Source organism: Silvimonas amylolytica (assembly GCF_014645555.1).
Lineage (GTDB): Bacteria > Pseudomonadota > Gammaproteobacteria > Burkholderiales > Chitinibacteraceae > Silvimonas > Silvimonas amylolytica.
On sequence record NZ_BMLY01000001.1, the window covers coordinates 625205 to 646936 of the forward strand.

Sequence of the window (21732 nt, forward strand, 5' to 3'; positions counted from 1 at the left end):
GCCGGAGTAGCCTTCAATTTCCGCATCTGCTTTCCGGAAAAACCGAACAATCATGAAGCTTGATGGCATTGCAACCTTCGTCACTGTAGTTGAATGCAAGTCGCTCAGTGAGGCCGCACTCAAGCTGCGCATCTCTCGCTCTGTGGTCAGTGAACGCATTGTGGAACTGGAAAAAGAACTGGGCACCAGCCTGTTGCAGCGGACCACGCGCAAAATCACGGTGACTGAAGACGGTATGGAGTTCCTGCAGCACGCCATCCGCATCGTGCGCGAGGTTGAAGAGGCAACGGCGGTGATCTCGGAACGTCGCGGCACGCTAACCGGGCCTTTGCGTATCTCTGCCCCGGTGACGTTCGGGCGCATGCATCTGGGGCCGGCACTCTACCCTTTTCTGGCACAACACCCGGATATACAACTCACGCTTGATTTGAACGATCGCCGTGTTGATCCGTTCTCTGATGGTTTTGACGCCATCATCCGCCACGGTGCAATCCAGGATTCCCGCCTTATCGCCTGGACACTGGCGACCAGCCAGCGCGTGCTGGTGGCCTCTCCGGACTATCTGGCCCGCCACGGTACGCCATCCAGCCCTGAAGACCTGGAGAAGCATCGCGGCATCTTTTATCTGAACCGGGGCGGTGAGGACTGGCGTTTTGTACATGCAGGCAAAACAACGGTGATCCGGGGGCAACCGGCGCTGGTCATCAACAACGGGGACATGAGCCGTGACGCGGCAGTTGCTGGCGTGGGTATTGCCCTGCTCCCTCAATTCATCGTCCACGATGCGCTTGCCGACGGGACGCTGGTCGGTCTTGATATCGGGATCGAACCGGAACAAGAGTTCATCTATATTGCGCATCGCGAAGGTCAGCGGGCCTCGGCCAAACTACGCGCACTGGCAGACTGGTTGCGTGGGGCGTTTGGCAACCCGCCGTATTGGGAGACAGCGCGCACTGCGGTAAAAGATTGACCGGTCACGTGCCGAACGCGGTCGCTGCCCAAAAAAGACGCCGCCAGGAATTCTCCTTGGCGGCAGGGGTTTATCAGAACTGTCCAAAGACTTATCCACAAATTCTGTGGGCAATTCTTGATGGTTTAGCGGCGACGCTCGCCCCAGAAATTCTTGCGGCGAATCCAGCCTGTTTCAAAGCCACGTTCAACCAGCAACACGCTCTGCACGTCACGGACGGTGCTGGCTGCGCCAGCCACATAGATGGTCGTCGGCACAGGCAGATCTAGTGTGCGGGCAATGCCGGACTGCCGCGATGAACCGTTGCGTTTGTCTACCTGCAAAAACGGGAGTTGCAACGCTTCAATCACCCGGCCAATACGGTCATCGCCATCAATCACCCCTTCACATGGGCCATTGGCCGCAGCGGCGATAGCGGCAAATGGCGCCAGCGTGGTGGCATCGCCAAAGAACCAGTGCGCCTGCGCGCTGCGGTCCACGGTAATGCGGCCAGAAAAACCGCGGAACCAGATATTGTCGCCCCGCTCCAGCAACCTGGCCCACGCACTGCCCGGGCCCTGGCCGTGCAAGTGAATCAACAGTTCGATTTCACCTTTTTGCGGATCAAACCGGTACACCGAATATTTGCGCCGTACTTGCATGGACTGGCCGTCGACGAATACCGAGATCTCCATACCCGGTTCATAGCCCGTCATCTTGCGGATGCCATCACCGGCAATGACGACGTGGCGGATGACGCCTTCCAGCGTGCTGGCACGCAGAACGGTAGCGCGTTCAATGCGTTCGCCCTTGATCATGGCCTTGATGCTTTCAATCACACTCATGCGAAACCTCCGGCTGATAAGGTGTTGCTGCGTCTCATGATTTTTCCTTTGCAGATCTTGTTGTGATGTTTTGATGTTGTGATGCTGCTGTTTTCAGATGAGCCTCTACGGGCTTTTTGTATCTTAAGATATAGGTCTTAAGATATATCTAAAGAAATGCCAATGACAAGTGGAAGACGCTGGAAAACAGGTCGTTGTGACAAACCCGCAGACGGACGGCATCAACGCCGGCCCATGAATACGAGTATTTACTCGTATAATTTGCGACATTCTATGAGCAATTACTCGCGTTTCATACTCGCATCCTGGACCCGCCATGCAGACCACGCCAAACCCAAGAAAATCGCCACGTCAGGCCCGATCACAGCTGATGGTAGAGACCATTTTGCAAGCCACTGCTCGCGTTTTAAGTGAGCGCGGTCTTGCCGGTACCAACACCAATGCGGTCGCGGAAATCGCCGGGGTGAGCGTGGGTTCGGTCTACCAGTATTTCCCCAACAAAGACGCGCTGATCAATGCCCTGCATGAACGCCACGTTTTGCAGATGGAAACGCTGATCCTGGATTCCCTGGACCAACTGGCTGGCAAAACGCTGCTTGAAGCGGTGGAATGCATGATTGAAGCCGTGCACGAGGCGCACTTGCTGGAGCCCGCCTTGCACCGTGCGCTGGAAAGTGGCGATTTACTGTGTGACCCGAATGAAGACGACGACGGCTACCGCGCGGTGATGGTGGCGGTGCGGCAGTTGTTTGAAGTACACCGCGCCGTGATCACGGTTCCTGATCTGGATCTGGCGGTCTGGAGCGTCATGAAAATTGTGGAAATCATGGTGCACAGCGCGGTGCTCTCGCCGCCGCCCAACTTTACGCAATGCCAATTGCGCTGCGCCATTGTCGATGCGGTGATGGGATATCTGGTTTACCCCTCTTCCGTTCCACCGCATCACGCGCCGCCGCGTACGGCCAGTGAGCTGATCGAAGTCAAAATGTAAGGAGCAAGACAGCGAAATGCGTAGGGCGTGCATATACTGAGTGGAGCATAATCAGCCCGGCGGGCCACAAGTCACGCCGGGTTTTTCATCCACTCGCAAAAAGGGAAACCCGCTCATGAAAATAGCGATTATTGGTGTCACCGGTCGCGCTGGCTCACGCATTGCCGAAGAAGCCTGCCGCCGGGGTCATAGCGTAACCGGCATCGTGCGCAACCCGCAGGAAGCGCCAACGCCCGAAGGTTGCGTCTCTCTGGCCAAAGGCGATGCCACGCAGCCTGAACAACTGGCACCGTTACTCAAAGGGCATGACGTGGTGATCAGCGCCGCGCATTTTCGCACGCTCAAAGCCGCACCGCTGCTGCAGGCGGTTAAAGATGCTGGCGTGCCGCGTCTGATCGTCGTGGGTGGTGCAGCCAGCCTGGAAGTAGCACCGGGCAAGATCGTGCTGGATGATCCGAATTTTCCGGAGGCCTATAAGGTCGAAGCCGTACCGGGCAAGCAGTTTCTGGACGACCTGCGCGAAGAAAAAGGCGTGTTGTGGACGTTCATGTCGCCGCCCGCCGAATTCGCCCCCGGACAGCGCACCGGCAAGTTCCGCGTTGGCAAGGATCAGTTGATGGTCGATGCCAATGGTCGCAGCCATATTTCAATGGAAGACTATGCGATCGCGCTGGTGGATGAGCTGGAAAACCCGCAACACACGCAAACTCGCTTTACCGTGGGATATTGATTGCGGCGCGAGCCAACAAAAAGCCCGGCGACATGCCGGGCTTTTTGTTGGTGCGGTTTGTGTGATCAGAAATCAAACTGCGCAGAGGCCTTCACCGTACGCGGCTCGCCCTGGTTCAGGATGAAACCCCAACTGGTTAGCCAGTATTTCTCGTTGGTGAGGTTATCCAGATTCAGACGCAGCGTGACCTTCGTGTTGTTCCACGCCGTCACATAACGTGCACCAAGGTCGTACAACGCGTAAGACGGTGCAATGTTGCTGTTATCGGCTTCCAGCGCGCGGTCACCCACGTACTGGGCGCCGGCCAGCAGGGTCAGCTTGTCGATTTGCGGTACGGCGTATTCCACATTGGCGCTGGCCTGGAAGCGCGGCGCGCCGTAGGCACGCTTGCCATCAATATCAGCAGACGCTTCGACATTCTTGGCGTCCAGCCACATGGTGCTGCCGTTCAGGGTCCAGTTTTTGGCCAGGTTCACTGAGCCATTCAGTTCCAGACCCTGATAACGGGTCTGCCCATCCTGCACAAACGTGCCTGATGTGTTCACGAACTCCAGACCGCGATTGATGCGGAACACGGCTGCAGAGCCACCCCAGTTCTGGTATTCCGCCTTCACGCCCGCTTCATACTGCTTGCTCTTGAGCGGTGCCAGGCTCTCATTGGCGTTGGTCGCGTAGATCGGCGCAGTGCCGCCTTGCTCCAGCGATTCCACATAGCTGCCATAGATCGATACTTGCTGAACCGGCTTGTAGATCAGCGCGATGGTCGGGGTGACTGGCGAGCGATCATAAGTGGACGACGTTGCCCCGGTGGTGTCGTAGTTGTCCTGATCGTATTTGTTGTAGCGCAGGCCCAGGATGGTCGACCAATGATCATTGAACTTGATCGTATCGCTACCAAACAGCGACTTTTGCACCGTGCGGCTCGCCAGATACGTGCTGCTGGAATAATCGGTATTCGGGTTGGCGAACACCGTCATGTTGTAGATGTTGCCAGAACCCAGCGTGGTGGAGCCCGCGCTGTCGCTCTGGTTCGGGTAGTTGGAGTCCTGCTGTTGCCAGGCCACGCCCAGTACCAGTTCATGCTTGATGCTGCCGGTCTCCAGATGACCATTCAGCAACGCCTGCGCGGTCTGGTACTTGTAGATGGAGTAACCACCCCACTGCAGTTCGGTATAACCACCGCTGTTATCAGTCAGGAAAATGGCGCTGTCGCGGTTGGTCCGATCTTGCCAGGAATAACGGTAGTCAAGGCGGGCATCCCATTGCGGGCTGATCGACCACGCCAGGTTCGTACCGGCCACGCGATAGCTGGTTTCGTAATAAGTAAACGGCGAACCCAGCCCCTTGCTGCCATCCAGTGCCGACGGAATCTTGACCGGCTCGGCCACGTCCAGGCCATAGTCCTGCCCCAGGATCACGCCATAGTAAGCGCCATCAACATGGCGTTTGTTATACATGGCGTCCACCGACCACACGAGATCCGGCGTAATGCGCATATCTGCAGCAACCGATGCGGTCGTGCGTTTGACGTAACCGTTATCGACCGCGGTATCGCCCTGCTCCTGCACGGCATTCACGCGGTAACCAAAACGGTTGTCGTCAAAGCGACCGCCGATATCCACAGCGCCTTTCAGGACACCATCACTTTCATAACCCAGGGTCACGCTACGATACGGTGTATTGGTCGGGCGCTTGAGCACGTAATTGATAATGCCGCCCGGCGAGCCAAAGCCATACATAAAGCCGGACAAGCCTTTCAACAGTTCAACCTGGTCAAACACTTCCAGCGGCAAGTCGCTACCCCATACCGGTGCGGCCAGGCCATCAATCTTCACACCGTTGAGCAAATCAACCTGCAGGCCACGGATGCTGATCCCGCTGGACTCGCCCGCATAGGCGTTACCAAAGGCAGTCACTGAGGCGTCGTTCTTGAACACTTCAGAAATCTGGTTCGATTGCTGATCCGCAATTTGTCTGGCGGTCACCGCCGTTTCAGAGAACGGCGTATCCAGGATGGAACGATCACCCAGCGCACCATTGCTGGTGGACGGCACACGGTAGCTCTGCAGCGTGGATTGCGAATCGGCTGTTGCTGTCACATCGACATTGGAGAGCGTGTTTTCTTCAGCAAACACGTGCGGGGCAGCACATAAAATGGCAACAGCAAACGCCGTCGGCCGCAGGCGGTGAGAACGGTATGACATGGCAATTTCCCTGAGTGCAAAGTAAAGGTGTGCCTGACCTGTAGGCGGCCGGGCCTGTTTTTGAAGCTGATGCCGGCTTCTACGGCCGACGTATTTCCTGGGGGATGGTGTTGTGCGCTATGCGGTGTTGGCAGCCACCGCGCGGCGCGGCGGCGCGGCCTGCATGGCCCAGACACTGTTGGGCTGGCCGTTGCGCTGGCGTTGTTTGACCAGATAGGCCAGATAAAGGAAGCCGGCACCCAGCAGCGTGGCAACGGCATCGACGCCGAAGACCTGCCACTGGCCACGCCACGGCGTCAGCAGCATTTGATCGCCCGTCAGCACACCATTGGCCAGGGGCACGCACCAGGTCACCACGGCGGTGGCAATCAGCAAACGGGTTGCGGCCACAATCGGCGGCAGCCAGAAGCTGACACCCAGTGCCACGAAGAACAATGTGTAGCAGACAAGGCGTTCAAACATCGGGACATCCAGGCCCAGCGCCGCGCCCAGTTGTGCACCGACAAATGCGCCAGAAATGCCCATGCATGTCCCCAGGCACACGCCAACGGTGGCCTGTGCCATGTGATACGGCGCCCGACCCTGCTCTGCTGCGCGATGTTTGCGGCGCGATTCAATCCACAGCAAATTGCCAGAATAAAACAGGAACGCACCCATCAAACCCAGTACGAAATACAGCCATTTCACGGCGTAATGCCCAAATGTGCCGAAATGCATGCTGTACGCGCCGCTCATGGTCGCGTGATTAATATCGCGATCACCCGCGATCTGGGTATTGGTGATACGACCATCGACCAGGTGCACGCCGATATTGCCGTAGGGTGCCAGCGAGCGCTCAGAGTTACCGTGCACGGCGGCTTCAGCATTGGCATCGCCGTAGTTAAACAGGCTCAGCGCGGTGGCATCAAAGTCAGGTTGTTGGGCTTTGGTGCGCGCCAGAATCTCTGGCAAGGGCAACATGGCGGCCGGTTTGCCAGCGGCGGGTGTGCCGCTGACCACGTCCAGCGCATTATTCATCTTACCCATCAACTGACCGTCATACGCCAGAGCGTTAAACCCCATCAAGATGGTGCCGTACAGACATAAGGTGGCGCCGGTAATGGCGAAAATCATGTGGAACGGCAAGCTGATCACGCCAATCAGATTGTGCGCGTCTTGCCATAACCGTTTGAGGTTCTTGCCTGCGCGCAGGGCCAGCAAATCCTTGGCCAGACGTGGCAGATGGATCAGCAACCCCGACACCAGTGCCAGGCCATACAACACGCTGACCACGCCCATGAAATAGATCCCGCCCACTGGAATACCCAGCGAGTAATGGATGGCGTTAATAAAGATGGTCAAATCAGAAGACGGTTTGGCGCTGCCTTCCAGATGCGCCAGCGTGGCGTTCTGCCAGTCATTTTTGGCGGTATCAAACCACCAGGCCACGTAATGCGCACCGGTTTCTTCCGGCAATTGCAGGCTGAGCCGCGCTTTTGCATCGGGATGGGCCGCGATGACCTTTTCAATCAGACGCTGGCCATCGGCCGGGGTTTCCATCTGGCTGCCGCGATTGGCCGCGTTTTGCCAGATCGCCACGTCATCCTGGAACACGGTGATCGCACCGGCATAAAACGCGACAAACAACGCCAACCCGGCACACAGGCCAGTCCAGGTATGCAGGGTGGTATAAAGCCGCAGCGTGGCGGCAGACACGGACGGTACTTTAAGCCAGCGCATGGCGGGCCCCCCACAGCAACAAAACAGTCAGCACATTGAGGCCCGCCAGGATCAGCCATGCCCGTTTGGCAGAACGGAACATGACACAACCCGCCATAATGCCCACCCACGCGGGCATGAACAGCAGTAATACCGGCACGATGACCTGATCCCAACCCGCCACCCACAAGTGGCTGACAAAGCCGGTCGACAGAAACGCCAGCGGCAAACCCAATACCGCTCCGGCTGAAAAACGCGCCCACATCAGCGAGCCCCTGCCACAGTCTTGAACACGGGCAGCAAGGCCAGGAATGGCAACGCAATCCAGCTCAGCATCAAGGTCACGAATGCGCCAAACACGCCCGCTCCAGCGCCGAGCGCTTCGATCCAGCAGCACAAAGACAGCAGGACAATGCCCCACCCGGCCTGTCGCACCGTGGCACCGGCGCGTTGCGGCAGCATGCTTTGGTTGCCAGCGGTGACGTACACCGTGGCCGCACCGGCTGCGGTGAGCAAAATGGCTAGAACGATCAACATGTTGGAGAACCGACCCTGCAGTTGGCTGTGGGTGCGCTGGATCGCAGCGCCCGCTATTGTGGTTTTATCTGGTCGCCATATTAATGATAAACGTTCTCATTTGCAATATGTTGATATATGAGATGGAATGAGGGGTGACTGCGGTGAGCATCCCAGCAACCCATGAGAAATTCGGCGGGTACCGTCCCGACCCGAAGGGCGTTGTCGCTGTGGCCGCCTTTTCTTTGGGCCCGCCGAGGGTAGCGATCCAAATAGAAATGCTGTTCAAGGTTTGCAACTACGGCCAGCAAAGGCCACCTGCGGCAACCCGCTGGATTCCGGCTCAGGCCGGGATGACAAACCAGAGAAGCAAGCCATCCATGCTTGCGCGCGTTCCCCTTCAAAAACAAAAAGCCCGGCTATCAAGCCAGGCTTTTTGTTTTAACAACAGCGATCAGACAAGATCAAACATCCTGCCCTTCGGCAATCCCGTCTCTCTGCTTATCCTGCGGCAGGATCAGGTTGAGGATAATCGCCAGAATACTCACCAGGCCGACACCTGCCAGATTCAGCGCGCCCAGCTTGAGCGTCAGACCACCAATCCCGCAGGTCAGAATCACCGCCACAATCACCAGGTTGCGCGGCGACATCAGATCCACCTTGGCATCGATCAGCGTCTTCAGACCAATGCTGGCAATGGTGCCGAACAACAGCACCATAATGCCGCCCATGACCGGCAGCGGAATCGATTGCAGGATGGCGTTGAACTTGCCAAAGAAGGCCAGAATGATCGCCAGCACAGCCGCCCAGGTCATGATGACCGGATTGAAGTTGCGGGTAATCATCAGCGCGCCAGTCACTTCGGAATACGTGGTAATCGGAGGACCGCCAATCAGGCCGGCAAAACACACACCCAGACCATCACCCGTCAGCGTGCGATGCAGACCCGGCTTGGCCGTGTAGTCGTTGCCGGTCACCTTGCCGACCGCCATAACAGCGCCGATGTGCTCAATCGTCGGCGCAATTGCGACCGGCAGCATGAAGACAGCCGCAGCCCAGTTCACTTCCGGATGCACAAAGTGCGGCATGGCAAACCATGGTGCAGCGATCACACCCGCAAAGTTCACCTCGCCCATGAAGGCGGCAACAATGTAACCGACGATCACGCCAGACAAAATCGGCACCAGGCGCAGCATACCGCCCGCGAACACGGCCACGATGATGGTCGTGGCCAGCGAGACAGCCGCCAGGAAGATGGATGGACCGTATTCAACCAGTTGCTTGCCACCACCCTGCCCCATTGCCATGCCGGAAGCCGCTACGGCAACCGACAGACCGATCACCATGATCACCGGGCCAATCACCACCGGCGGCAGCAGGCGCTCAATCAGCGACATACCGCGCCACTTCACAACGGCGGCGATCACGAAATACATGAAACCGGCGAAAAAGAGACCAAATTGTGTCGCGCCCTGGCCCCAGGTTTGCATGGCGAAAATGATCGGGCCAATGAACGAGAACGAAGAACCCAGAAAAATCGGTACTTTGCGGCCAGTCAGCACCTGGAACATCAACGTGCCTACGCCCGCGCCCAGCAGGGCCATGGCCGGATTCAGGCCAGTGAGCAACGGCACCAGCACCAACGCGCCAAACGCGACAAACAGAATCTGCGCGCCTGATATGAATTGCTTGATCCCTGAAAACATGTAATCCCCTTCCTGATTTAATTGATTTTGGGGTTTCCCGAAACGGTGGCCGTGGATAACGGCCCCGAACAAAACAATGCCGGGAAGTCTCCCGGCCTTGTCATCTCTCTGTTACTGGCTGCCTTACGGCTTGTTCACAGTACCGAAAATCTTGTCTCCGGCATCGCCCAGCCCAGGAATGATATAGCCATGCTCGTTGAGGTGGCTATCGAGCGCCGCAGCATAAATCTGTACATCCGGGTGCGCCTCGTTGACCAGCTTTACACCTTCTGGTGCAGCGACCATCACCACGGCCTTGATTTCTTTACAGCCCTTGCGCTTGAGCATCTCGATGGTGGCCACCAGCGAGCCACCTGTTGCCAGCATCGGGTCGATGATGATGGCCAGACGATCATGCAGATCGCCGACAAATTTTTCGAAATACGGCTCAGGTTGCAGGGTTTCTTCGTTACGGGCCAGACCCACCACGCTGATCTTGGCCGAGGGCACCAGATCCAGTACACCATTCAGCATGCCAATACCGGCACGCAAGATCGGCACCACGGTCAGTTTCTTGCCCTTGATTTGTTTGACCTCAATCTGGCCACACCAACCCTGGATGGTCTTGGGTTCCAGCGCCAGATCTCGTGTGGCTTCATAGGCCAGCAAACGGGCCAGTTCTTCGGTCAGCAGCCGGAATTTATTGGTGCTCGTATCCTCCGCACGCAGGAGGGACAGTTTGTGTTGCACCAGCGGGTGGTCAACGACGGTGAGTTGCATGGCGTGCTCCGGCTTCAGTTCCATAGTAATGCGCGCATTTTACTTGCTGAACGCGTCCTTGCCATTAGCAAAAGTGAGCATATGCGATATATGGAGAACGAGCGTGCTTCCAGACGCGGAACCCCTGATGAAGGGCCAACCATCCAGTCACCCGCAAATCAATGAAAATCCCGGCTCCGTGTAAACAGGCCGCCCAACAACGCAGTCCGGTCTTCCAGCTTGCGGGCGACCACATGCAACACCCCTTCGACATGTTGTACCTCGCCATGCACCACCATCAGCCGTGACCCCAGCAACGCTTTGCGCCAGGTGGCTGCAATCTTCTCCCACACCACCACATTGATATTGCCGGTTTCGTCTTCCAGCGTGACAAACACGACGCCATTGGCCGTTCCTGGCCGCTGCCGGCCAACCACAATGCCGCAGACTTTCACGTTGCGGCCATTGGGCGCGCGCTTGAGCTCGGCCGCGTTAATGAGTTTTTCCCGCCGCAAACGTTCGCGCAGTAACGAGAGCGGATGCCCGCGCAACGACAGCCGCAAGCTGCGGTAATCGGCAGAAATATCCTGCCCCAGAGAGGCCGCAGGTAAATCCGGGAACAGACCATCAGTTTCAGACCAGGCCAGATCATGCTCGGTATCAATGGCAGCCGCTTGCCACCATACTTGCCGGCGATGTCCGGCCAGTGTTTCAAATGCCCCACCCTCTGTCAGCGCGGTCATGTCACGCGTATCCAGCCGCAACAACTTTTGCACTTGCGCCACGGACTCAAACCCGCCGGGCGGGCGCAAACGGGCCAGATCAACCACCGCGGCTTCATTAAGACCTTTAATTTGTCGCATTCCAAGCCGCACCACCGGTTGTGGACGCGCCAACTCTTCCAGAGTGCAATCCCAATCACTGTGCTGGACATCTACCGGCCGTACCTCAATGCCGTGACGCTGGGCATCCTGAATGAGCTGTGAGGCGCTATAAAAACCCATCGGCAATGAATTGAGCATGCTGCACAAAAAGGCCGCAGGTTCGTGATACTTGAGCCAGGCGCTGGCGTAGACCAGCAAGGCGAAACTGGCAGCGTGGGATTCGGGAAAGCCATATTCAGAAAAACCTTTGATCTGACTGTAAAGGCGCGTCGCAAACTCTTCGGAATAGCCATTCTTTTTCAGCCCTTCTTTGAGTTTTTCTTCGTATAACTGCAACTTGCCGGTTCGGCGCCAGGCCGCCATCGCGCGGCGCAGTCCGTCGGCCTCATTAGCTGTGAAATCAGCCGCCACCTGCGCCAGTTTCATCACCTGTTCCTGAAAAATGGGCACACCAAAGGTACGGCCCAGTACTTTTTCTACTTCAGGCGTCATGGGCTCGATCTTTTCCTGGCCATTTCTGCGCTTGAGATACGGGTGGACCATCCCGCCCTGGATGGGGCCCGGCCGCACAATCGCGACTTCAATCACCAGGTCATAAAACGCTTTGGGCTTCAGCCGCGGCAACATGGACATCTGCGCCCGCGATTCAATCTGGAAGACGCCAATGGTGTCCGCCCGACTCATCATTTCGTAAACTTTCGGATCTTCCTTGGGCATGTTGGCCAGCGTCAGTTGCGAGCCACCCCGCAAAGCGGTCACCAGGTTCATGGATCGCCGCAAGGCACTGAGCATGCCCAGTGCCAGCACATCCACCTTCAATAACCCCATGGCATCCAGGTCATCTTTGTCCCACTGAATGACGGTGCGGTCTTTCATGCTGGCGTTTTCTACTGGCACAAGGCGGCTGACTGGCCCACGCGTGATGACAAACCCGCCCACGTGTTGCGACAAATGACGTGGAAAACCCAGCAAGGTTTCAGTGAGTGTGAGCATCAGCTGGACTGGTTTGCTCTCCGGGTCCAGCCCTGCTTCAACCAGCCGCAAAGGCAACTCTTTACGCTGATCCCACCAGGATAAATTACGCGACAAGCGATCAAGCTGGTCTGTTGCCAGCCCCAGCGCCCGGCCCAGATCACGCAAGGTGGATTTGGGGCGATAAGTAATCACGGTGGCGGCCAGGGCCGCCCGCTCCCGAGAGTATTTGTCATACAAATGCTGGATGACCTCTTCGCGCCGGTCGTGCTCAAAATCCACATCAATGTCCGGTGGTTCATCCCGTTCTTTGGAAATAAACCGTTCAAACAAGGTATCCGCCAACGCGGGATCAACAGCGGTGATTTCCAGCGCATAACAGACGGCGGAATTGGCCGCTGAACCGCGCCCCTGGCACAGAATGCCTTTACTACGCGCAAACTGGACAATCTCGTGCACGGTCAAAAAATAGGGTTCGTATTGCTTGAAGCTGATGATGTCCAGTTCATGTTCAATCAACCCACGAACTTTCTCCGGCACGCCTTGCGGATAACGCTTGTGCAAGCCCGCCTCAGTCAGCTCCGCCAGATGTTCTGCCGCAGTTTTCCCCTCTGGCACCAGTTCATCCGGGTATTCATATCTCAGTTCTTTCAGATCAAACGAGCAGCGTTCCGCTACCCGCAGCGTTTCTGCCAGCAAATCTGCCGGATAGAGCATGCCCAGCCGCTGGCGAGGCCGCAGATGACGCTCGCCATTGGGGAACAAGGCATGGCCGCATTCCGCCACCGGTTTATGCAAGCGCAGGGCCGTCATCACGTCTTGCAAGGCGCGGCGGGACCGCGTGTGCATGTGGACATCGCCCGCGGCCACGCATGGCAGGCCGGTCTGCCCGGAGAGCCACCGGAGTTGCGCCATCCGCCCCGCATCATCCGGCCCTTGTAACAGTTCTACTGCGATCCAGGCGCGGTCTTCAAATACACTCTGGCACCAGAAGGCATCGTGGATGTCGGGTTGCTCAGGGGGAATCCACAATGCCAGCAGGCCACGCGCATAGTCCGCCACATCGTCACGGGAAAGCTTGTATTCGCCCTTGACCGCAGCGCGACGACCCAGCGTAATCAGGGCGGACAAATCGCCGTAGGCATTGCGGTCCGGCGCCAGCAATACCAGCTTGAGGCCGTCATCCAGCGTGAACTCAGCCCCGACAATCAGCTTGAGCGGATCTCCCTTCATACTTGTGATGGCCTGCCAGGCCCGCACGATCCCGGCCAGCGAGCACTCATCGGTGATGGCTAGCGCGGTGTAACCCAGTTCCCGGGCTTTCTCGACCAGCTCCTGAGCGTGCGAAGCACCACGCTGGAACGAAAAATTAGAAAGGCAATGCAACTCGGCATAGGCCGGCACTGAGGTCAGCGACTGCATTGGGCGGGTCACCTGATCATCAGAAAATGCCATGCAACCACCATGAGTTCTGAAAATGGTCGTACAAGATCCAGTAACGGCGGCCGGAAACCCCTTGTGCGATGTAGTAATCCCGCACAACAGGATGTTCATCCCACCAGCCTGATTCGATCCGCTCTGGCCGCCCTTGTAGCGTCAGGACTTCGCCATACCAGGGCTGTTCATTGCGCAGGCTAAGCGCTTGCGGTTGCGCCATCAGCCAGCCCGGGCGCGCCCCAACCGGAAGCGCTTCGCTTTTGTCACCGGGACTGGCCAGCCGCCAGGCCCGTTCGGGGCGGTGGTCCGATACCGTGGCAACGGCACGCACGGCATCTTCACCCAGGCGGGCAGACAGGCGCGCCAGTAGCAACTGGAAATTGGCATCCCCCGCGGCATGCCCAAAGAGGCCCAGCGGCATGCCATCAAGCTGATGCAATTGATCGGCAATCAAGGTAATGGTGGCTGCAGGCGCGGCCAGTTCATAGCGCTCCAGCCGTTCTTGCAATACCGACATGAATTCGGCTGCGCGCCGACCAGGCATGCCAAAACGTACAGTCAGCTCACTGGCGGGGATATCTTCATGTTTAAGCCGCAAGGTGACTTCCTGGACGCCCAGCCCCCGGCCAGAGAGAAAAGTCTCCAGCGCATCGAACAACCATTGCCCGACCTTGGCAAACGCATCCAGGCTGTCAACGGGGTAATCCAGGTCAACACCGTATTCAAAGCGGTCTGGCGGTGTAAACGGGTCACGGGGATCGGCGGCCAGGCCCAATGCCTGATCCAGCAAGTTGGGCAAGGCCACGCCAAAGCGGCGCTTGAGACCAGCACGCGGCAAATCCAGCAAAGCCCCCAGATTTTGCAAACCCAGTTGTGCCAAACCTTCCAGCGTCGCGTTATCCACCGGCAAGACCGCCAGCGGCAGATCGGCCAAGGCCCAGGCAATGTCTTTGTCAGCCATGACTGCCCTGGTGCGCTCACAGGCCGCTCGCCAGCCGGCAGCCAAAAGAGTGGGCGCCACCCCTGTCGTCACCGTCAGGCCAAACGCGCGTAACCCTTCACAGACCAGGTCACGCAGATGCGGTAGCCCGCCAAAATATTTAAGGCAGCCGCCAATCTCCAGCAGCAGCGTGTTGCTTGTGCCAATGACCACGGTTGGCGTGAATTGCAATGCCCAGGCAGCCAGCACGGACATCTTCTGTGCCTCGGCTTCAGGCTTGCGCACAAAGATGTCCAGCTCGTTAGCCAGCGCAAACGCGGCAGACAGCTTCATGCCTGGCCGAATGCCAAGTTGGGTCGCCAGGGTATCGGCCAGCATGACCCGCTCGCCACTGCCCTGCGCGATCACAACCAACCGTGGACGCATTGTGGCGTCTTCTTCAGTGAGAGAGCCTTGGTGCCGCGGCGGAAAGACTTCCAGCGGCAACAAAGGCAGATGGATGGCCAGCCAGAGCATGCCGGGCCTCCTCATGCGTCAGATTCAGCGGTGTCGTCAAAGGCAAGCCGCGTCGCTTCAAAATATGAATTTGCCAACCCTGCGGCGTTGTCGCGACAGACAAGCGCAACGGCAAGGGAGATGACGCGCCATGACCACGCCCGGCCCGCAGCAAAAAACCATAGCCCTGCCCGGCCCGCGCAGCCAGTTGTAAACGGCGGCAAGCCCGATCATCAATAAACCCTTGAATCCACCCCAGCACTGCGCCACAGGCTGGCTCACGTAATGCTTGTTCCATCGCCCAGAGAGATTCAGTGACGGATGAGGGTTGTAACCAGAGTGTCCGGCCCGGATCAACCCCGGCTTGCTGCCATGCGGGTGCATAGGGCACGTGGGGCGGTGCAATCAGGACAACCTCTCGCGCCCGGGCAATCCGGCCCAGGGCTGGCCATAGCAAGGACAGTTCGCCGCTGCCAGCACCATTGGCCAGCAAGATCTCCGTCACGCTGCCCACGGCCCAGCCCCCTCCTGGCAACTGGGCATCCAGCACACCATATGAGGATGGCATGGTGGTGGGCAGTACCGGCGTGCGGCCATCACCCAGCCAGACCGCGGGGTGTTGCAAGACGCTGGCAAGGCTTGCGTGGTTCATGATCAAAATCCTGCGGGGCTGATAATTCAGGCTCGATCATATAGAACGATCGTTCTATTTTCAAACCAGGCAGATGAACGTTCCATCCCCTGGCTGTCGTTCACAGACAACACCCCGCCAGTGCGCGCCGAGTTGCAGTTTGCCTGTCAGTACGCCATCAGCGCCCCCGAAACTGCGTCAACTGCTGTTTCTGCCAGGCCTTTGCGCATCCAGCACGCGTGTCCATCAGAAGAAAACTGAAAACGCACGGCGTACACTAAGGACAGCAAGTACATGGGCAGCGACCAGCTGGTTTTGCTAGAATCCGCAAGCTTCGGTATTTACTCGCCTTTTCGGGACCCCTACACAATGAGCCTGCGACACATCGCTCTCTCTCTGATTTTCTGCATGATGGCCGGCCACGCACTCGCCGGTGACTTCGAAGATATCCAGCAACTGCTTAAGGCCCGCCAGTACAAATCGGTGATTGATCGCGCCGATAGTTACCTGGCCAAGAACCCCAAAGACGCGCAGATCCGCTTCTTGCGCGCCATTGCATTGACCGAGCTGGGTCGCAATGATGAAGCCATCAAGGCCTTTACCTCACTGACCGAGGACTACCCGCAACTGCCAGAGCCCTATAACAATCTGGCCGTGCTGTATGCGCAGCAAAACCAGCTGGACAAGGCTCGCACAGCACTGATGATGGCTATCCAGACCAATCCGTCATACGCCATTGCACATGAGAACCTGGGTGATCTGTATGCCCGCATGGCTTCGCAAGCTTATGACAAGGCCTTGCAGCTGGAAGGCGGTAACCAGAATGTACAAAGCAAGCTGACCCTGGTGCGTGAGTTGTTCAGCAGCAATCCAGGCATTGCGCCGCATGCCACACCGTCTGCCGCCGGCACCAAACTGGCACAGAACGCCCCGGCCAAGGCCACCCCAGCACCGACACCTGTTGCCACACCGCGTCCGACACCGACACCGCAACCGACGCCAAATCCGACCCCCAAGCCGACGGCAACGCCGGCGCCTACACCGGCCCCGACGCCTGCACCAACACCTGCACCGGAAAAAGCGTCTGCACCGCGCAACGCTGAACAAGATGCGGTGATCGCTGCGGTCAACGGCTGGGCGGCGGCATGGTCACGTCAGAACGTTAATGGTTACCTCGCCGCTTATAGCCGTAATTTCAAGGCACCGGGCGGTCAGTCCTATGCGGAATGGGCAAAAGAACGTCGTGATCGCATCAGCTCACCCAAGTCAATCGACGTGAGTGTCTCAAATATCAAAATCGAATTTACCGACAGTGATACAGCCAGGGTAAAATTCCGCCAGTCTTACAAGTCGGATCGCCTGTCGGCGCGTTCCACGGGTAAAACACTGATTATGGAAAAGAGCGGCGGCCACTGGCTGATCGTCGAAGAGCGTACCTGAGCGATTTAACTGAATGACCCGTACCATCAACTGGAGCAAGCTGATCCTCAGCTTGCTGGCTTTGCTGCTACTTGCGCCCGCAGCACAACCACGCATGCCGATTGTCGCTCCTTACCAGTTGCATCCGCTGCAGGATCTCAAAGGTAATGCCACCCAAGGCTCACCAGAGCAAATGATCGTCGCCGCCATCGACGCCATCCGCGACAACCGGATGGCCGATGCGCGTGCAACGGTTGATGCCCTGCTCGCCAAGGAACCCAACTACCACCTGGCTTATTTGCTCTCCGCAGACTTGTACGCCATGCAGGCTGGTCAGCTAGATACCATGGGTGGCGCCGCGCCAGCCGGTACGGCCGACAAACTGGAAGACTTGCGTCGTGAGGCACTGGTACGCATTCGCCGTGAAGCCAGTCCGCCACCCGTCACCTTGTTACCAGCGCAACTGGTGTCGTTCTCTGACAAGCAAAAATACGCCATCCTCGTCGATGCTGCTGCATCCCGGCTGTTTGTATTCCAGAACAACAACGGCATTCCCAAATATGTCACCGATCACTACGTGACCGTTGGCAAACTGGGGACAGAAAAAGTCCGTGAAGGCGATCAGCGCACGCCGCTGGGCGTTTACTTTGTGGACAGCCACATGTCCCGCCCGCAACTGGACAAAACCTTCGGTGCCCAGGCAGATCTGTACGGTGTGGGAGCCTGGCCGATTTCCTACCCCAATGAACTGGATCGCCGCGAAGGCAAAACCGGTCACGGGATCTGGCTGCACGGCAGCCCGGCGGCAACCTACTCGCGCCCACCACAGGCCTCGAATGGCTGTGTGGTACTCACCAACCCGGAACTGGCCAGCGTGCAGGACTATCTGCAGATTGATGTCACGCCAGTGGTTATCGTGCCAAAAATTGACTGGCTGACAACAGAACAATGGCAGCAACGCCATACTGCCGCCCTGAATTTGATCGACCACTGGCGCCAGTCATGGCAAGCACTCAACCTGCCGAACTACCTGAACTATTACAGCAAAGGATTCAGCAATAGCGACGGCCAGAACATTAGCAGCTGGACTCGCCAGAAAACTGCGCTGGCGCAGGCGCGTAACGATGCACAGATTCAGTTGTCCAACATCAGCCTGTTTACCGGCGGCAAAGATGGCATGCTGGTGGCTACGTTTGACCAGGACTACCGCAGCAAAGCGCTGGATAATCGCATGCGTAAAAGGCTGTACTGGCGTAATGAAGATGGGGCCTGGCGCATTGTCTGGGAAGGCGCCGCTGCCAACGGCTAAGCTCACCGGGTCATAGACAACAAAAAAACCTCGCCACGGCGAGGTTTTTTGTTTGTGCGCCAACCGCGTTACAGGGTCAGGCCACCTGTGACTTCAATCGCAGCACCATTGATATAGCTCGCCTCATCACTCGCAAGGAAGGCATACACGCTGGCAATTTCTTCCGGACGCGCCATACGCTTCATCGGCACCTTGTCTTCCATGGCCTGAATAACTTTCTCTGGCATGGCATTGAGAATCGGCGTTGCCACAAAGCCCGGGCAAACGGCGTTGGCACGAATGCCCTTCTTGCCCAGCTCCTTGGCCCAGGTCTTCACAAAACCGATCACGCCAAACTTGGAAGCCGCGTAGTTGGTCTGCCCAAAATTGCCATAAACACCCACGACCGACGAGGCATTCAGGATTACGCCCTGACCTTGTTCGATCATGGTATCGATCACGGCCTTGGTGCAGTTGTACACGCCCTTGAGGTTGATATCGATCACGCGGTCAAACTGCTCTTCAGTCATCTTGAACAGTTGCGCATCCGCCACGATACCAGCGTTGTTGACAAGGATATCAATGCGGCCAAAACGGGATTTCACACCAGCAACCATTTCGGCAATCGTTGTCTTGTCGGTCACATCCACCTGGAACCCGGCAGCTTCAGTTCCCAGAGCCACCAGCTCGGACACGACCTGGTCCACGCCTGCACGGTTCAGGTCACAGACCACAACTTTCGCACCTTCCTGCGCAAACTTGAGCGCGGTAGCCTGACCGATCCCGCTGGCGCTACCGGTAATAATGGCAACTTTATCCTTCAGTTTCATCGAGTTACTCCTGCTGACGATAAGGTGCTGCAAGCCCGGCGACCAGCAAAGTCCCGCGCAGCAGTGGGCGCGCCCATGCACGCCCGTGACAAGGCGTAGCATAGCGTGCGTTGTGCGTCGCAACAATAAAAAACCGATGAAAACGGGACCGAACGGCCCCGGAAGGATACAGCGGGACTTAGCCGGCCTTGCGCTCGGCGTCCTGGGCGGCTGCTTGCTGCTGTTCAACCAGATCGCGGCAATCTACAACCTTGAGGTCGTTATCACGGGCAAACGCCATGATGAACTGGAATACGCGGGGGTCGAGTTTTTCCAGTTGCTTGTCTACGGCTACGCAACGCACATTATCCATCACCATGGGACGAACATAGGGAGCGTAAGAGAGCTTCTGGTCAAAACCGAAGGTGGACAGGATACCGGAGAGGCGTTCTGCCCAGTCACTCGGGCGGAATTGACGCCCGTCGCTGGTGAGCCCCTGGATGACGATTTCGTATGGATTACAGATCATGTTGTGTGTATATCAGGGATTAATCTACGTGGCTCGTTTCAAACGTGAGTATACCGGTATTTTAATTGCAGCGCATTGTCACAACACAAATAACCCGTACTTTTACTACATAACTGATAGTCCCCATCATATCACTTTGATCCGGACGTGCCGATCAGCAATCGCCCTCACTCATGGGGCCATGCCCACGTAACAATTGCGCAAAATCAAGTTTCTACAGTCTACGCGGGGACAGCCCGCCACTCCGAGTTTGAGCCGACAGACGAGCACTTTCAGGGCAGCAAGCCCGCAGTACTTGCCACTTGGCCGCTTCACGCACAATAATGGTTGTTTTTTCAATCAATTGCCGGCCCTCCGGTCAGCAACAGCGTGCCCTATGCGACACTATCTGCAGTTCAAGGATTTCTCCCTCGACGAATACAAGTATCTGTTCAAGCGCGCTACTGTGCTCAAGCAGAAACTGCGCGCTGGCGAGTTGTACCAGCCGCTGATTGGCCGCGTATTGGCCATGATTTTTGAAAAGTCGTCGACCCGTACCCGCGTTTCTTTTGAAGCCGGTATGGCGCAACTGGGCGGTCACGCCATGTTCATGGCATCCAAGGACACGCAACTGGGCCGCGGTGAGCCGATTGAAGACGTCGCTCAGGTCATCAGCCGCATGACCGATATCGTCATGGTGCGTACCTTTGAACAAAGCATTATTGAACGCTTTGCCGAAAACTCTCGCGTTCCGGTTATCAACGGTCTGACCAACGAATACCACCCCTGCCAGATCATGGCCGATATCTTCACCTATGAAGAACGCCATGGCTCGATCGAAGGCAAGACCGTGACCTGGATTGGTGACAGCAACAACGTCAGCCGCACCTGGCTACAAGCTGCGAAAATCTTCAATTTCAAGCTCAAACTCGCCTGCCCTGCCGGTTATGAAATGACCGTGCTGGATGGCCTTGAGTATGGCAAGGATATTTTTGAGCAGTATCGCAACCCGTTCGAAGCCGCCCACGGCGCCGACATTGTGACCACGGACGTGAGCGTATCCATGGGGTACGAGCGCGAAACCCTGCAGCGCAAGAAAGATTTCCTGAACTATCGCGTGACCGAAAAGTTGATGGCCGAAGCTGCCAAAGATGCTGTGTTCCTGCATTGCCTGCCGGCGCACCGTGGCGAGGAAGTCGATCCGGAAGTCATTGATGGCCCGCAATCGCTGGTCTGGGACGAAGCTGAAAACCGCATGCATACCCAAAAGGCGGTGATTGAGTACCTGCTGCTGGGCGAGATCAAGGACTGAAGTTGTTAGGGATAACTGACCCCCTCACCTACCTGGCCGGCGCAACAGCCATTATTCTGATGCCCGGCCCCAATTCGCTGTTCGCGCTCTCCGTGGCATCACGTCGCGGAGTGCGGGCGGGTTTTGCCGCCGCCGCTGGTATTTTCACCGGTGATCTGGTCTTGATGCTCGCCGCTGCGCTGGGTGTGGCATCATTAATGCATGCTTATCCGGTGGCGTTCGATATCGTACGTTACGCCGGAGCCGCATATCTGGCCTTTTTGGGGATCAAGCTCCTCCTGACCAGAAGTAACAAGCGGGAACAGGAAGTCCAGCTGGACATCCCGGCCCGTCATATTTATCGCCAGGCGATGTCGATCTCGCTGGTGAATGTTAAAGCCATCATTTTTTTCATGGCTTTCTTTCCCCAGTTTGTCGATCCATCGTACCCGCACATCTGGCTGACCTTCGGTGCCCTCGGCATCACTGTGCAAATCCTGAGTTTGTCGTATCTCAGTTTTCTGATTCTGGCCGGCGCCAATATCGCCAGGAAGCTTTCTGGCCGAGCGTGGATTGCCACGATATTGAAGAAGTTGACCGGCACGCTGTTTTTAAGCTTTGGCGCACGTCTTGCGCTCAGCCGATGATCGGGCCAGCCCTGTCATCCGGTTTGCGGTCGTG

Annotated in this window: 19 protein-coding genes; 7 read left to right on the forward strand and 12 right to left on the reverse strand. The window is 57.3% G+C overall.

All coding sequences use genetic code 11. The annotated features are described in order from the left end of the window. Positions 1–52 precede the first annotated feature (52 nt). The gene (locus IEX44_RS02815; protein WP_229678705.1) at positions 53–970 is read left to right on the forward strand and encodes a LysR family transcriptional regulator; all 918 of its coding nucleotides are present in this window, start codon (positions 53–55) and stop codon (positions 968–970) included. A gap of 125 nt (positions 971–1095) precedes the next feature. On the opposite strand, the gene IEX44_RS02820 is transcribed toward IEX44_RS02815, so the two are convergent. Beyond that, complete coding sequence (locus IEX44_RS02820; protein WP_188688491.1) at positions 1096–1794, reverse strand: siderophore-interacting protein; 699 nt, start codon at positions 1792–1794, stop codon at positions 1096–1098. A gap of 316 nt (positions 1795–2110) precedes the next feature. Here IEX44_RS02820 and IEX44_RS02825 point away from each other — a divergent pair, with 316 nt between their 5' ends. Beyond that, complete coding sequence (locus IEX44_RS02825; protein ID WP_188688496.1) at positions 2111–2785, forward strand: TetR/AcrR family transcriptional regulator; 675 nt, start codon at positions 2111–2113, stop codon at positions 2783–2785. Between the two features lie 115 nt (positions 2786–2900). Further along, entirely contained in the window at positions 2901–3515 is a 615-nt protein-coding gene (locus IEX44_RS02830) for an NAD(P)-dependent oxidoreductase (protein WP_188688499.1), read from the forward strand. A 65-nt stretch (positions 3516–3580) separates the two neighbouring features. On the opposite strand, the gene IEX44_RS02835 is transcribed toward IEX44_RS02830, so the two are convergent. From IEX44_RS02835 to imuA, 9 genes are all read right to left on the reverse strand, one after another. Next, entirely contained in the window at positions 3581–5719 is a 2139-nt protein-coding gene (locus tag IEX44_RS02835) for a TonB-dependent siderophore receptor (RefSeq protein ID WP_188688501.1), read from the reverse strand. Between the two features lie 117 nt (positions 5720–5836). Then, positions 5837–7438, reverse strand: coding sequence for a PepSY-associated TM helix domain-containing protein (locus IEX44_RS02840; protein ID WP_188688504.1), 1602 nt, complete (start codon positions 7436–7438; stop codon positions 5837–5839). Beyond that, positions 7425–7682, reverse strand: a complete 258-nt coding sequence (locus IEX44_RS02845; protein ID WP_188688507.1) for a hypothetical protein — start codon at positions 7680–7682, stop codon at positions 7425–7427. The genes IEX44_RS02840 and IEX44_RS02845 overlap by 14 nt, the downstream gene beginning before the upstream one ends. After that, positions 7682–7954: a hypothetical protein gene (locus IEX44_RS02850; protein ID WP_188688509.1), complete on the reverse strand. Its 273-nt coding sequence runs from the start codon at positions 7952–7954 to the stop codon at positions 7682–7684. Before IEX44_RS02850 ends, IEX44_RS02845 begins: the two co-directional genes overlap by 1 nt. A gap of 443 nt (positions 7955–8397) precedes the next feature. Continuing rightward, positions 8398–9639: a uracil-xanthine permease family protein gene (locus IEX44_RS02855; protein ID WP_188688512.1), complete on the reverse strand. Its 1242-nt coding sequence runs from the start codon at positions 9637–9639 to the stop codon at positions 8398–8400. Between the two features lie 123 nt (positions 9640–9762). Then, on the reverse strand, positions 9763–10398 hold the full coding sequence (upp, locus tag IEX44_RS02860) for a uracil phosphoribosyltransferase (protein WP_188688514.1): 636 nt from the start codon (positions 10396–10398) through the stop codon (positions 9763–9765). 158 nt (positions 10399–10556) lie between these two features. After that, positions 10557–13688 (reverse strand): error-prone DNA polymerase, encoded by a 3132-nt coding sequence (locus IEX44_RS02865; protein ID WP_229678706.1) that lies wholly within the window; start codon positions 13686–13688, stop codon positions 10557–10559. After that, positions 13675–15126 (reverse strand): Y-family DNA polymerase, encoded by a 1452-nt coding sequence (locus IEX44_RS02870; protein ID WP_188688517.1) that lies wholly within the window; start codon positions 15124–15126, stop codon positions 13675–13677. Before IEX44_RS02870 ends, IEX44_RS02865 begins: the two co-directional genes overlap by 14 nt. Then, positions 15050–15757, reverse strand: a complete 708-nt coding sequence (imuA, locus tag IEX44_RS02875; protein ID WP_188688519.1) for a translesion DNA synthesis-associated protein ImuA — start codon at positions 15755–15757, stop codon at positions 15050–15052. The genes IEX44_RS02870 and imuA overlap by 77 nt, the downstream gene beginning before the upstream one ends. A gap of 348 nt (positions 15758–16105) precedes the next feature. Between imuA and IEX44_RS02880 the strand changes: the two genes are divergently transcribed. Together IEX44_RS02880 and IEX44_RS02885 are read left to right on the forward strand one after the other, a co-directional pair. Continuing rightward, on the forward strand, positions 16106–17176 hold the full coding sequence (locus IEX44_RS02880; RefSeq protein WP_229678707.1) for a nuclear transport factor 2 family protein: 1071 nt from the start codon (positions 16106–16108) through the stop codon (positions 17174–17176). Positions 17177–17189: 13 nt separating this feature from the next. Next, positions 17190–18464, forward strand: a complete 1275-nt coding sequence (locus tag IEX44_RS02885; RefSeq protein WP_188688525.1) for a L,D-transpeptidase family protein — start codon at positions 17190–17192, stop codon at positions 18462–18464. Between the two features lie 68 nt (positions 18465–18532). Here the strand turns inward: IEX44_RS02885 and fabG are convergent, their stop codons facing one another. Both fabG and IEX44_RS02895 read right to left on the reverse strand, forming a co-directional pair. Then, the gene (fabG, locus tag IEX44_RS02890; RefSeq protein ID WP_188688530.1) at positions 18533–19273 is read right to left on the reverse strand and encodes a 3-oxoacyl-ACP reductase FabG; all 741 of its coding nucleotides are present in this window, start codon (positions 19271–19273) and stop codon (positions 18533–18535) included. 178 nt (positions 19274–19451) lie between these two features. Next, positions 19452–19781, reverse strand: coding sequence for a DUF3579 domain-containing protein (locus IEX44_RS02895; protein WP_188688533.1), 330 nt, complete (start codon positions 19779–19781; stop codon positions 19452–19454). Positions 19782–20157: 376 nt separating this feature from the next. On the opposite strand from IEX44_RS02895, the gene argF reads away from it, so the two are divergent. Both argF and leuE read left to right on the forward strand, forming a co-directional pair. Next, entirely contained in the window at positions 20158–21072 is a 915-nt protein-coding gene (gene argF, locus IEX44_RS02900) for an ornithine carbamoyltransferase (RefSeq protein WP_188688536.1), read from the forward strand. Between the two features lie 2 nt (positions 21073–21074). Next, the gene (gene leuE, locus IEX44_RS02905) at positions 21075–21698 is read left to right on the forward strand and encodes a leucine efflux protein LeuE (protein ID WP_188688538.1); all 624 of its coding nucleotides are present in this window, start codon (positions 21075–21077) and stop codon (positions 21696–21698) included. Positions 21699–21732: the final 34 nt, after the last annotated feature.